This window comes from Paraburkholderia sediminicola, assembly GCF_046026675.1.
Lineage (GTDB): Bacteria > Pseudomonadota > Gammaproteobacteria > Burkholderiales > Burkholderiaceae > Paraburkholderia > Paraburkholderia sediminicola_F.
This window is the reverse complement of sequence record NZ_JAQQEY010000001.1, coordinates 117,494-130,546: the sequence shown is the minus strand read 5'-3', so window position 1 is coordinate 130,546 and position 13,053 is coordinate 117,494. Positions and strand designations below refer to the sequence as shown.

Annotated in this window: 13 protein-coding genes; 8 read left to right on the top strand and 5 right to left on the bottom strand. The window is 62.4% G+C overall.

The genetic code is table 11. The features are described 5' to 3' along the window. Positions 1–184 precede the first annotated feature (184 nt). Genes metX through PQQ86_RS00505 form a run of 4 tightly spaced genes read left to right on the top strand, consistent with a single transcriptional unit; the run spans position 185 to position 4,642 of the window. Positions 185–1,330 (top strand): homoserine O-succinyltransferase MetX, encoded by a 1,146-nt coding sequence (gene metX, locus PQQ86_RS00520; protein ID WP_408264088.1) that lies wholly within the window; start codon positions 185–187, stop codon positions 1,328–1,330. Next, a complete protein-coding gene (metW, locus tag PQQ86_RS00515) occupies positions 1,327–1,935 on the top strand; it encodes a methionine biosynthesis protein MetW (RefSeq protein WP_054037137.1) in 609 nt (202 codons plus the stop codon). Before metX ends, metW begins: the two co-directional genes overlap by 4 nt. A 14-nt stretch (positions 1,936–1,949) precedes the next feature. Further along, complete coding sequence (locus tag PQQ86_RS00510) at positions 1,950–3,344, top strand: AmpG family muropeptide MFS transporter (RefSeq protein WP_408264085.1); 1,395 nt, start codon at positions 1,950–1,952, stop codon at positions 3,342–3,344. Between the two features lie 59 nt (positions 3,345–3,403). Further along, positions 3,404–4,642, top strand: a complete 1,239-nt coding sequence (locus PQQ86_RS00505; protein ID WP_408269990.1) for a M48 family metallopeptidase — start codon at positions 3,404–3,406, stop codon at positions 4,640–4,642. A 57-nt stretch (positions 4,643–4,699) separates the two neighbouring features. On the opposite strand, the gene PQQ86_RS00500 is transcribed toward PQQ86_RS00505, so the two are convergent. From PQQ86_RS00500 to gatC, 5 genes are all read right to left on the bottom strand, one after another. After that, positions 4,700–5,479, bottom strand: coding sequence for an exodeoxyribonuclease III (locus PQQ86_RS00500; protein ID WP_408264083.1), 780 nt, complete (start codon positions 5,477–5,479; stop codon positions 4,700–4,702). Positions 5,480–5,533: 54 nt separating this feature from the next. Further along, positions 5,534–6,373, bottom strand: coding sequence for a PPK2 family polyphosphate kinase (locus tag PQQ86_RS00495; RefSeq protein ID WP_408264081.1), 840 nt, complete (start codon positions 6,371–6,373; stop codon positions 5,534–5,536). Between the two features lie 130 nt (positions 6,374–6,503). Further along, entirely contained in the window at positions 6,504–7,979 is a 1,476-nt protein-coding gene (gene gatB / locus PQQ86_RS00490; protein ID WP_408264079.1) for an Asp-tRNA(Asn)/Glu-tRNA(Gln) amidotransferase subunit GatB, read from the bottom strand. Between the two features lie 5 nt (positions 7,980–7,984). Continuing rightward, positions 7,985–9,472, bottom strand: a complete 1,488-nt coding sequence (gatA, locus tag PQQ86_RS00485) for an Asp-tRNA(Asn)/Glu-tRNA(Gln) amidotransferase subunit GatA (RefSeq protein WP_408264077.1) — start codon at positions 9,470–9,472, stop codon at positions 7,985–7,987. A gap of 31 nt (positions 9,473–9,503) precedes the next feature. Beyond that, the gene (gene gatC, locus PQQ86_RS00480; RefSeq protein ID WP_097390900.1) at positions 9,504–9,803 is read right to left on the bottom strand and encodes an Asp-tRNA(Asn)/Glu-tRNA(Gln) amidotransferase subunit GatC; all 300 of its coding nucleotides are present in this window, start codon (positions 9,801–9,803) and stop codon (positions 9,504–9,506) included. Here gatC and PQQ86_RS00475 point away from each other — a divergent pair. The 4 genes from PQQ86_RS00475 (at position 9,802) to mreD (ending at position 12,990) form a co-directional block, all read left to right on the top strand. Further along, entirely contained in the window at positions 9,802–9,951 is a 150-nt protein-coding gene (locus tag PQQ86_RS00475) for a hypothetical protein (RefSeq protein ID WP_408264075.1), read from the top strand. The genes gatC and PQQ86_RS00475 overlap by 2 nt on opposite strands. 232 nt (positions 9,952–10,183) lie before the next feature. Next, a complete protein-coding gene (locus PQQ86_RS00470; protein ID WP_004189550.1) occupies positions 10,184–11,227 on the top strand; it encodes a rod shape-determining protein in 1,044 nt (347 codons plus the stop codon). Positions 11,228–11,380: 153 nt separating this feature from the next. Next, the gene (gene mreC / locus PQQ86_RS00465; protein ID WP_408264073.1) at positions 11,381–12,481 is read left to right on the top strand and encodes a rod shape-determining protein MreC; all 1,101 of its coding nucleotides are present in this window, start codon (positions 11,381–11,383) and stop codon (positions 12,479–12,481) included. Beyond that, complete coding sequence (gene mreD, locus PQQ86_RS00460; RefSeq protein ID WP_097390898.1) at positions 12,478–12,990, top strand: rod shape-determining protein MreD; 513 nt, start codon at positions 12,478–12,480, stop codon at positions 12,988–12,990. Before mreC ends, mreD begins: the two co-directional genes overlap by 4 nt. Positions 12,991–13,053: the final 63 nt, after the last annotated feature.

Here is a 13,053-nt window from a genome sequence, read left to right as displayed (position 1 = left end):
CCCTGAACACCTATCACGCGCCGATTTGCTGACTCGATTGCGGGCGCGCGAACCAGCGGGAACATACGATCCCGCGGTTCACTATAAATGCGGCTAAAGAGGTCGTCAGCCGCGCACACCGCTTCTCCTCCGTGCTTCGCCGACGCCAATCTAGCCGCCCTGTATTTGTTAAATGGCGGAATGAATGGAATCGATCGGTATCGTCGCTCCCCAAAAAATGCATTTCACCGAGCCGCTGCTGTTGCAGAACGGCAGCTCGCTGGCTGGTTACGACCTGATGGTCGAGACCTACGGCACGCTCAACGCCGCGCGCAGCAATGCCGTGCTGGTGTGCCACGCGCTCAACGCGTCGCACCACGTTGCGGGCGTGTACGCCGACGATCCAAAGGACATCGGCTGGTGGGACAACATGGTCGGCCCGGGCAAGCCGCTCGACACCGACCGGTTCTTCGTGATCGGCGTGAACAACCTGGGTTCGTGCTTCGGCTCGACCGGGCCGATGAGTATCGATCCGGCGACCGGCAATCCCTACGGCGCGACCTTTCCTGTCGTCACGGTTGAAGACTGGGTGAACGCCCAGGCACGCGTCGCCGATGAGTTCGGCATCACGCGTTTCGCCGCGGTCATGGGCGGCAGCCTCGGTGGCATGCAGGCGCTCGCGTGGAGCACGATGTATCCGGAGCGCGTGGGCCATTGCATCGTGGTCGCGTCCACGCCGAAGCTCTCCGCGCAGAACATCGCATTCAACGAGGTGGCGCGCTCGGCGATCCTGTCGGACCCCGACTTCCACGGCGGCAACTACTACGCGCACAACGTGAAGCCGAAGCGGGGCTTGCGCGTCGCGCGCATGATCGGCCACATCACCTATTTGTCTGACGACGACATGGCCGAGAAATTCGGCCGCTCGTTGCGCCGCGCGGAGGGCGCGGTGGACGCGTACAACTTCAACTTCGACGTGGAATTCGAGGTGGAATCGTATCTGCGCTATCAGGGCGACAAATTCGCCGATTACTTCGACGCGAACACGTACCTGCTGATCACCCGCGCGCTCGACTATTTCGATCCGGCCAAGGCCTTCGACGGCGATCTGACCGCCGCCGTCGCCCACACCACGGCGAAATACCTGATCGCCAGTTTCTCGACCGACTGGCGTTTCGCGCCGGCCCGCTCGCGCGAACTGGTGAAGGCGCTGCTCGACCACAAGCGCACGGTGACGTACGCGGAAATCGATGCGCCGCACGGCCACGACGCCTTTCTGCTCGACGACGCGCGCTACCACAACCTGATGCGCGCCTATTACGAACGTATTGCGAACGAGGTGAACGCATGAACCAGCGAGCACTCGATTACCTGGCGCTGCGCCCGGACTTCCGCGCGATCGCCCGTTGGGTCGAACCGCGCGCCACCGTGCTCGATCTGGGTTGCGGCGACGGTTCACTGCTGTCGCTCCTGACCGAAGAACTGGACGTGCAGGGCTACGGCATCGAAATCAACGACGCCGGCGTGCTGGCGTCGACGCAGAACGGCGTCAACGTGATCCAGCAGAATCTGGAAGACGGCCTACGCCTGTTCGAAGACGGCAGCTTCGATTTTGCGGTTCTGTCGCAGACGCTGCAAACCATCCATCAGACCGCCGCGATCCTGCGCGAGACTGTGCGGGTGGGCAAGGAATGCATCGTTTCGTTCCCGAATTTCGGCTACTGGGCGCATCGGCTGTCCGTGCTGCAAGGCCGCATGCCGGTGTCGAAGTCGCTGCCTTTCCAGTGGCACAACACACCGAACGTGCGGGTGCTGACGATCAAGGATTTCGAGGCACTGGCGCCGGAAGTCGGCATCGAAATCCTCGACCGCGTGGTGCTGCACGAAGGCCAGGTGGTGCGATGGGGCGTGAACTGGCGTGGTAGTCTTGCGGTCTATCGCGTCAAGAAAAGCTAACGCCACTTATCCACATGTCGAACCCGCCGCACGAGGCGCCTGCACTTACCGCTCACGAAGAACATCCCGGCTGGCGCGCGTTCCTGAATACGCGCATGCTGATCTGCGTCTTTCTCGGCTTTACGTCGGGACTGCCGCTGTTCACGCTCGTCTATCTGGTGCAGGCGTGGCTACGCTCCGAAGGCGTCAATCTGAAGGAAATCGGCCTTTTTGCGCTGATTCAGTTCCCGTACACCTGGAAGTTCATCTGGGCGCCGCTGATGGACCGCTACGTGCCGCGTTTTCCGGGCTGGCGTCCGGGCAGACGGCGCGGCTGGATGCTGGTCACGCAGATTCTGGTGGCGGGCGCGATTGGCACGCTCGGTTTCGTGTCACCAAAGGATTCGATCTGGACGGTAGCAGCTTTGACAGCGTTGGTCGCGTTTTTCGGCGCGAGCCAGGATATTGTGATCGACGCCTACCGGCGTGAGTTGCTGAGCGACACTCAGCAGGGTCTCGGCAATGCGGTGCATGTAAATGCCTACAAGATCGCGGCACTGGTGCCGGGTTCGCTGGCGCTGATTCTGTCCGACCATCTGCCGTGGACTACCGTTTTCATCGTCACCGCCGCTTTCATGCTGCCCGGCATGATCATGACGCTTGTGGTGCGCGAACCCCAGGTGCACGGCACGCCGCCGAAGAATCTGCGCGAAGCAATCGTGCAGCCGTTCAGCGAATTTATTCAACGCGACGGCTGGCGCGGCGCGCTGTTCGTGCTCGGCTTCATCTTCCTTTACAAGCTCGGCGACACGATGGCGACGACGCTGTCCACGTCGTTCTTTCTCGACATCGGCTTTTCGCGCACGCAGATCGGCGTGATCGCCAAGACCACCGCGTTTGGCGCGAGTCTGGCGGGCGGGATCGTCGGCGGGATCTGGCTGATGAAGGTCGGCATCGGCCGCGGGCTCTGGATCTTCGGCGTCCTGCAGATGGTTTCGACGCTCGGCTTTGCATGGCTTGCGCATCTCGGCCCGGCATCGCCCGGTTTGACCGTGATTTACGACATCGCCGTCTGGCTGAGCCAGGGCACCTCGAAGCTGCTCGCGCTGGTCGGCGTCGACTGGACCGTGCAGCTTGATCCGCGCTCAGTCGCACTTGCGCTGGTCTATGGCCTCGAAACCTTCGCGACCGGTCTGACGATGGCGGCCTTCACCGCTTACATCGCCAGCACTACCGATCCGCGTTACACCGCTACGCAGTTCGCGCTCTTCACGAGCCTAGCTTCGGTGCCGCGCACGTTGGCATCGGCGGCAAGCGGCTATGTGGTCGCAAAAATCGGCTGGTTCGACTATTTCATCGTGTGTACCGCGCTGGGGCTGCCCGGCATGCTGCTTCTGCTGCGCATCGCGCCCTGGAGAACCCGGCCGTGACGACGCTTCAGTCAAAGCGCGGGGCGCGCCCGGTTTCGGATGCCTTCGGGGCACCTGCGCTGAAGGCCGGACGCGCGGTTCGGCGTGCGGCGTTGGCACTCGGTTGCGCGAGCCTGACATTGGCGGCGCCGTTGAGCGCCTACGCGACAGCGATGCCTGCGGTCGGCTCCAGTGCAGCAGCGCCAGCCACCACCACACCGGCTCCGGCAGCGGCGCCGATGCCAACGCCGGCGGCAAAATCGGCACCGAACACAGCGAGCCCCGAAAACGCGACATCGGCGACGGCCGGCGCGACCAGCGCCACGAACGCCGGCAGCGCACCTGCACCCGCGACACCGCCCGCGTCGACACAGCCGCCGCCGGCACCCGTAACGGCCAAAACGCCGGCAGCCACCTCGACGCCGGCTACGGCCGTAAAAGCGCCTGCCGCGACGTCAACGCCCGCCGCAGCCACCAACACTCCCACGCCGCCGACTTACAGTGCGCCGAACACGCAGTTGCGCTATGGCGGCTACCTCGTGTTCCGCAACCTGATCCCATCACCGATGCTCGAGGCGCAAGCTGCCGAAGAGTTCAGCCAGATCACGTACGGGGCAGAACACGCGAACCGCCTGTACGGCGACACCGACGCCCACGTCACGCGGGTGCGGTCGATCGTCGACAAGATGATCCCTTACTCGCTGAAATGGAATGAGCGGGCCAAGGGCTGGAAGTGGGATGTGGCGGTGGTGCGCTCGCCCGATATCCGCATGTACTGCCTGCCGGGCGGCAAGATCGTGGTGTATAGCGGCCTGCTCGACCGCGCGCGTCTGAACGACAACGAACTCGGCATGCTGATCGGTCACGAGATCGCGCACGCACTGCGCGAACATGCACGTGAGCGGCTCGGCGAACTGCAGTCGAGCCAGCTCGACTCGTCCGGCACGATCCCGCAGCTCTTCGGGCTCGCAGATCTGGGCGCCGCGCCGCTCGGCATCGGTTCGCGGTTGCTGGAGATGAAGTACGAGGGCACCGACGAAACCGAGGCCGACGTGATCGGCAGCGATATCGCTTCGCGTGCCGGCTTCGATCCGCGCGCGGCGGTCACGCTATGGGACAAGTTGGCCACGGCGACGCGCAGCAATCGCGATCAAGGCTATATCTACGTGCACCCTTACACACCGGCGCGGCGTCAGGACATCATCAAGCGTTTGCCGGATATGTTGCCGCTCTATGCGAAGGCGATCGGCAAGAGCGTCGATGCGCTGCCGGACTATGCCGGCATGGGTCGCCCGCGCCGCAAACCGATCAGCGAGTGAGTTGCGCGAGCCGAGGCGCTTGCGGCTCGCGCGGTTCCCTTGCAACTCGGGCAGTGCTTACTTCTTGACCTTGTGATCGTAGTCGACCGTCAGCGGCGCATGGTCGCTGAACTTGATATCGCGGAACACGTCGGTACGTTTCGCCTTGCTGGCGATTCCCTGCGTCGCGATCTGATAATCGATCCGCCACCCCACGTTCTTCGCATACGCCTGACCGCGATTGCTCCACCAGGTGTATTGCTCGGGCCGCTGATCGAGCGTGCGAAATACGTCGACGTAACCGACTTCGTCAAACAGCTTGGTGAGCCACTCGCGCTCTTCCGGCAGGCAGCCTGAATTCTTCTGGTTGCTCTTCCAGTTCTTGATGTCGATCTCTTTGTGGACGATGTTCACGTCGCCGCACACGATCACTTCCCGTTCCTTGGCCAGTTCCGCGAGATGCGGCATGAACTCGTCCATGAAGCGGAACTTGGCTTGCTGGCGTTCGTCACCGCTCGATCCCGACGGCACATACACCGAAATCACTGACAGTTTGCCGAAGCGCAATTCGACATAGCGCCCTTCCGGATCGAATTCCTCGCTGCCGAAGCCGATCACCACTTCATCCGGTTCATGGCGCGTGTACACGCCCGCGCCGCTATACCCCTTCTTCACCGCATGCTGGAAATAGCCGGTAAAACCGTGCGGCGACATAAACTCCGGCGTCAGATCGTCTTGTGAGCATTTGATTTCCTGCACGCACACCACGTCGGCTTTCTGTTCGCCGAACCAGTCGAAAAATCCCTTCTTTGCCGCTGAGCGGATGCCGTTCAGGTTGGCGGTAATCACACGCAACATGTCGTTCCCTTTATGTTCAATTCGTTTCTGGAGCACTAGACCAAAGGCGCAGGGTCATTCGACCTTGATGCCCTTCAGCGATTCTTTGGCAGGCGGATATTCGAGCTTTAACGCTTCGAACGTGCGTAGCAACAACTCGGCGACCATCACATTGCGATGGGTTTTCGAATCGGCCGGGACCACGTACCACGGCGCGTATTCGGTCGACGTCACGGCCAGCATATCGCGGTAGGCCGCCTGATATTGGTCCCACTGCTTGCGGGCTTCGAGATCGGCGACGTCGAACTTCCAGTGTTTGTTCGGATCGTCGATGCGCGCCTGCAGACGCTCACGCTGCTCATCTTTCGAAATATGCAGCATGCACTTGACGATGGCCGTACCGCTGTCAGCCAGCAGCTTTTCGAACTGACGAATGTGGCAACAGCGCTGCTCGAATGCTTCGGCATCCAGACTGCCGAGCACGGTCGGCACCAGCAGATCTTCGTAGTGGCTACGATTGAAGATGGTCAACTCACCGGCAGCAGGCGCCTGCGCATGCACGCGCCAGAGAAAATCGTGCGCCAGCTCCACAGGCGTCGGCGCCTTGAACGGCACGATGCGCAAACCGAGCGGATCGACCTCATGAAACACCGCGCGGATCGTGCCGTCCTTGCCACTCGTGTCCATGCCTTGCAACACCAGCAATACCCGGCGTTTCTGCTGCGCATGCAGGCACTCCTGCTGCGTGTCGAGGATCGCGCCGATCTCCGACAATCGCGCCCGGTCCGCATCTTTCGAACCGCTTGAAAAAGGCTTCGAGGCCGGGTCGAAAGCGTCGAGCGAGAATTTGCTGTTCTTCTTGCCTTCGTCGAAATACGGCACGCGGAAATCGTCGAGTTCGGGTTGCTTCGCCATTCACACTCCGTGATCTGCGTTCAGCGGTATAAAAGCGAGCCCGCAAAATGAAACGGGCCGTTGCTCCACTTTCGTTTCCGGCAACAGCCCGCGATGACCGTCGCATCCGCACCGGTCACATTACTTCAACTCAGGACAGCTTCTTCTTCAGCAGTTCGTTCACCTGCGCCGGATTGGCCTTGCCCTTGGTCGCTTTCATCGCCTGACCGATCAGCGCGTTGAACGCCTTTTCCTTGCCGGCGCGGAATTCCTCAACCGATTTCTGGTTCGCGGCGAGCACTTCGTCGATGATCGCTTCCAGCGCGCCAGTGTCCGAAATCTGCTTCAAACCCTTTGCTTCGATGATGCGGTCGGCAGCAGCTTCGTCGGTGGCCTTCTCTTCCCAGATCGCGAGGAAAATTTCCTTGGCGATCTTGTTCGAGATCGTGCCGTCGGCGATACGTTGCAGCAACAACGAGAGTTGCGCGGACGAAACCAGGCTGTCGGCGATGTCCCGGTCTTCGCGATTCAGTTGCGACGACACTTCGCCCATCAACCAGTTTGCCGCGACCTTCGCGCTCGACGGGCCGACCTTGAGGACGACCGCTTCGTAGTACGCAGCCATGGCCTTGCTCGACGTCATCACGTTGGCGTCGTACGGCGTCAGGCCGTATTGCGTGACGAAGCGCTGTTGAATCGCGACCGGCAGTTCCGGCATTTCGCCCTTCACGCGCTCGACCCACGCGGAGTCGATCACGAGCGGCATCAAATCGGGATCGGGGAAATAGCGGTAATCGTGCGCGTCTTCCTTGCTGCGCATCGAACGCGTTTCGCGCTTGTCCGGATCGTACAGACGCGTTTCCTGCACCACCGTGCCGCCGTCTTCGATCAATTCGATCTGACGGCGCACTTCGTACTGGATCGCTTCTTCGAGGAAGCGGAACGAGTTCAGGTTCTTGATCTCGGCACGCGTGCCGAATTCCGCCTGACCGACCGGGCGCACCGACACGTTCGCGTCGCAACGGAACGAGCCTTCCTGCATGTTGCCGTCGCAGATGCCGAGCCAGGTGACCAGCGTGTGCAGCGTCTTGGCATACGCGACCGCTTCAGCCGCGCTGCGCATTTCCGGCTCGGTGACGATTTCGAGCAGCGGCGTGCCGGCACGATTCAGGTCGATGCCGGTCATGCCCGCGAAGTCTTCGTGCAGCGACTTGCCCGCGTCTTCTTCGAGGTGAGCGCGCGTCAGGTTGACGATCTTCTCGTACGCTTCCTTGCCCGCCTTTTCGTTAGCCGGGACCTGAATCGTCACCTGGCCGCCCTGCACGACGGGAATTTCGTACTGGCTGATCTGATAGCCCTTCGGCAGATCGGGGTAAAAGTAATTCTTGCGCGCGAAAATGCTGCGCGGCGCGATCGTCGAGCCGATCGCGAGGCCGAACTGAATCGCACGCTCCACGGCGCCGCGGTTCATCACCGGCAACGTGCCCGGCAATGCCAGATCAACGGGGCTGGCCTGCGTGTTCGGTGCAGCACCGAATTGCGTGGCGGTGCCCGAGAAAATCTTCGATTGGGTCGACAGTTGCGCGTGGGTCTCCAGACCGATCACGACTTCCCATTGCTTGGTCATGGTGCTCACACTCCTGCCGGCGCTTTGCGGTGCCAATCGGTCGCGCGCTGGAACGCGTCGGCCACTTGCAACATCCGGGCTTCATTGAAATAGTTGCCGATGATCTGCAGACCCACCGGGCGCTGCGCATTCGCGCCTGCGCCGAAGCCGCACGGCACGCTCATGCCCGGCAAACCAGCCAGGCTCACCGACAACGTGTAGATGTCGGCCAGATACATCTGCACCGGATCGTCGCCCTTCGCGCCGAGGTCCCACGCCACCGACGGCGCCACCGGGCCCATGATCACGTCGCACTGCTTGAACGCTTCCTGGAAGTCCTGCGCGATGATGCGGCGGATCTTTTGCGCCTGCAGGTAGTACGCGTCGTAATAGCCGTGCGACAGCACATACGCGCCCACCAGAATGCGGCGCTTCACTTCCGGACCGAAGCCTTCGGCACGCGACTTCTTGTACATGTCGAGCAGATCGCGGTATTCCGCGGCGCGATGGCCAAAGCGCACGCCGTCGAAACGCGACAGGTTCGACGAAGCTTCCGCCGGTGCGATCACGTAGTACACCGGGATCGACAGCTCGGTTTTCGGCAGCGAGACTTCCACCAGCGTGGCGCCTAACGCTTCGTATTGCTTCAAAGCAGCGTCGATCGAAGCGCGCACGTCATCTGCAAGGCCTTCGCCGAAATACTCTTTCGGCAGCCCGATGCGCAGGCCGGCAAGCGGTTTGTCCGCACCGTCTTCCTTCCACGTCTTGCCGATGTAGCGCGTGAAGTCTTCATCTTCGCGCGTGAGGCTGGTCGAGTCGCGCTCGTCGAAACCGCCCATGGCGTTGAGCAGCGTGGCGCAATCCGCAGCCGTTTGGGCCAGCGGACCGCCCTGGTCCAGCGACGACGCGAACGCGATCATCCCGTAACGCGACACGCGGCCATACGTCGGTTTGATGCCGGTAATGCCGGAGAACGACGCCGGCTGACGAATCGAGCCGCCGGTATCCGTGCCAGTGGCAGCCGGCGCGAGGCGTGCCGCGACCGCAGCCGCCGAACCGCCAGACGAACCGCCCGGCACAGCCAGACGATCCCACGGATTCTGCACGGGGCCAAAGTACGAATTCTCGTTGGACGAGCCCATCGCGAATTCGTCCATGTTGGTTTTGCCCACGCACACCATGCCGGCGTTCTGCAGCCGCGCGACCACGGTGGCGTCGAACGGGCTTTCGTAGTTCGACAGCATCTTCGAGCCGGCCGTGGAGCGCCAGCCCTTGGTGACGAACACGTCCTTGTGGGCGATCGGCAGGCCGACCAGCGGGCCGGCGTGGCCGGTGTGAAGCAGCGCGTCGGCCGCTTTCGCCTGCGCGAGCGTCAGGTTGGCGTCGACCTGAATGAAGGCGTTCAGGCTGTTAGCCGCGTCGATCCGCTTCAGATAGAGTTGCGCCAGTTCGACTGCCGAGCATTCCTTGGCTGCCAGTGCGGCGCGCAGTTCGGTCAAGCTTTTTTCATGCATTGCGTTTTATCCTGGGCTTGATTCGCGGGTCTTACTCGATCACCTTCGGCACGAGGTACAGGCCGTCCTGAACGGCCGGCGCCGGGCGCTGGAAGGCTTCGCGGTCGACCGTTTCGGTCACCGCGTCGTTACGCAGACGCAGCGCGACGTCTTCGATCTGCTCGATCGGATGGGCAAGCGGGGCGATGCCGGTGGTATCGACCGCCTGCATTTGCTCGACAAGGCCGAAGAAATCGTTGAGCTGGGCAAGCGTGTGCTCAGCTTCGGCATCAGCCAGTTCGAGCCGCGCGAGGTGCGCGATGCGTTTAACATCGGTCAGGGTCAGAGCCATGCATTCACCGGAAAATGTGGTGGACCGCCGCAGCGCGGGAAAAACGATGCTGCGACAGCGGGTTACGACGCTGGAGGAAGACCTCGAAAAAGGGGCCAGCGGCGGCAAAAAGTGCCGTCCGTTTCCTTCAAAACATCCAAAATTATAAGGTATCATTACGCGTTCGACCCAAACCCGGACCGACTTACCAAGGCCTTTCTGAACAATTCCCAAAGATAGTTCGGATTTTTCTGACTGGGCCTTGCACCGGCCTCCGGTAGACTCCCTCGCAGCTTCAAGTTCCTGTGGCGCCGCTTCCGCCCGGTTGAAGCTGTTATTTTTTCCGCTGCCGCCTTGCGCATACGTTGCGAGGGCTGGCCCCAAGCGAGACAGGATTTTGAATGTTCGGTTTTCTGCGCAGCTACTTCTCCAACGACCTGGCGATTGACCTTGGCACTGCCAACACGCTCATTTACATGCGTGGCAAGGGTATCGTTCTTGATGAACCGTCGGTGGTCTCGATCCGCCAGGAAGGCGGTCCCAACGGTAAGAAAACCATTCAGGCAGTCGGCAAGGAAGCCAAGCAGATGCTTGGCAAGGTGCCGGGCAACATCGAGGCGATCCGCCCGATGAAAGACGGCGTGATCGCTGACTTCACCGTCACAGAACAGATGATCAAGCAGTTCATCAAAACTGCTCACGAATCGCGCATGTTCTCGCCGTCGCCGCGCATCATCATCTGCGTGCCGTGCGGTTCGACCCAGGTCGAGCGTCGCGCGATCAAGGAAGCGGCTCACGGTGCCGGCGCTTCGCAGGTTTACCTCATTGAAGAACCCATGGCAGCGGCAATCGGCGCGGGCCTGCCGGTGTCGGAAGCAACTGGCTCGATGGTGGTCGACATCGGCGGCGGCACGACCGAAGTCGGCGTGATCTCGCTCGGCGGCATCGTGTACAAGGGTTCGGTCCGCGTAGGCGGCGACAAGTTCGACGAAGCCATCGTCAACTACATCCGTCGCAACTACGGCATGCTGATCGGCGAACAAACCGCCGAGGCCATCAAGAAAGAAATCGGCTCTGCGTTCCCGGGTTCCGAAGTCAAGGAAATGGAAGTGAAGGGCCGCAATCTGTCGGAAGGCATTCCGCGCAGCTTCACGATCTCCAGCAACGAAATCCTCGAAGCCCTCACCGATCCGCTGAACCAGATCGTGTCGTCGGTGAAGATCGCGCTCGAACAAACGCCGCCGGAACTGGGCGCCGACATCGCCGAGCGCGGCATGATGCTCACCGGCGGTGGCGCACTGCTGCGCGATCTGGACCGCCTGCTCGCCGAAGAAACCGGCCTACCCGTGCTCGTCGCCGAAGACCCGCTGACCTGTGTTGTGCGCGGCTCGGGCATGGCGCTCGAACGCATGGACAAGCTGGGCAGCATCTTCTCGTACGAGTAAGCGAGCCCGTCTCCATGTCAGTAGCGCGGATCTGGCAAACGGCCCCTTGCGGGCCGGTTTGCCGTTGGCTGGGCCTGCCAGCCTCCGCGCGCTGAACGCGCGTCCCTCGCGCGCCGCCGTCTCACCCAACCGCTCACGCCCCCGGCGCCGACCATGGAATACAGTCCGCCGCCCCTGTTCAAGCAAGGCCCGTCCGCCCTCGCGCGGCTGGTGTTCTTCGTCGTGCTGGCGCTCGCCTTGCTGATCTCCGATGCACGCTTCAAAACGCTCGAAATCGTTCGCGGCGTGCTCGGCGCGGGTCTTTATCCGTTGCAACGCGCAGCCCTCGTGCCGCGCGACGTCTTCATGGGCGCTGCCGACCTGGCCGTGACCAGCGCCACGTTACGTAGCGAGAACGACAAGCTGCGCACCAAAGATCTTCAGCTCTCGCAGCAAGCCAACACGGCCGCCGAACTGGCTGCCGAAAACACGCATTTGCGCGCGCTGCTGCAACTCTCGCAGCGCTCGACCACGCAATCGCTGCCCGCCGAAATCCAGTACGACACGCGCGACCCGTTTACGCAGAAGGTCGTGATCGGCCGCGGCGCCCAGCAAGGCGTCCAGGACGGTTCGCCGGTCGTCAACGAAGACGGCGTGATCGGCCAGGTGACGCGCGTGTTCCCGCTGCAAGCCGAAGTGACGCTGCTTACCGACAAGGATCAGGCGGTGCCCGTGCAGATCGTGCGCACCGGCTTGCGCAGCGTGATTTACGGCACGCCGAAGGGCGATACGCTCGATCTGCGCTTCGTGCCGATCAGCGCCGACGTGCAAACCGGCGACGAACTCGTCACCAGCGGGCTCGACGGCGTTTATCCGCCGGGGCTGCCGGTTGCGAAGGTGGTGCGGGTCGACAAACAGGCCGATACGGCGTTCGCGCGCGTGATCTGCTTGCCGGTTGCGCCCGTGCGCGGCGCGCGTCAGTTGCTGGTGCTGCACTATCTGAACAACGTGCCGCCGCGTCCGGCAGAAGAGCCCGACGCGGCCACGACCGCCAAGGACGCGAAAGCGAAGAAGGGCGGCAAGCCCGCGGACAGCAAGGCCGCAGCGGATAAATCCGCTGCTAAGCCTGCCGAAAAACCCGCCGCCGCCGCTGCCAAGCCCGCTGAAAAACTGCCGGCCAAAGCCACGTCCACGGAAAAGAAAACCGCCACCGAAAAGAAACCGGCCGCTGACAAGAGCGTGAAGCCGCAAGCCACACCGGGGGCCCAGCCATGAACCGTCCGCAATACATCCTGCAGCCGGTCAATCCGTACTTCATCGCGTTCAGCCTCGCCGCTGCGTTCCTGCTGAACCTGATGCCGTGGGGGCGCCTCGCCGGCGTGCCGGACTTCGTGGCACTCGTACTGCTGTTCTGGAACGTGCACCAGCCGCGCAAAGTCGGCATGGGCATCGCGTTCTTTCTTGGCTTGTTGATGGACGTACACAACGCCAGCCTGCTCGGTGAGCATGCGCTGGCGTATACGCTGTTGTCGTATGGCGCGATTACGATCCATCGCCGGGTCCTATGGATGTCGCTCGGCGTGCAGACTTTCGCGGTGATGCCGCTGCTGGTCGTCGCGCAACTGGTGCCGTTCGTGATCCGTCTGCTGACGGGCGCGGCGTTTCCGGGCTGGAGTTACCTGATCGACGGTTTCGTCGAAGCCGCGCTGTGGCCGGTCGCCAGCATGCTGTTGCTGATGCCACAGCGCCGCCCGGCCGATCCGGACGATACGCGGCCGATTTAATCACGCATCGAGCCCGCCGGCCGTTCCGATGGAATCCACGCTCCCGGCCCGCTCGACGCGCAT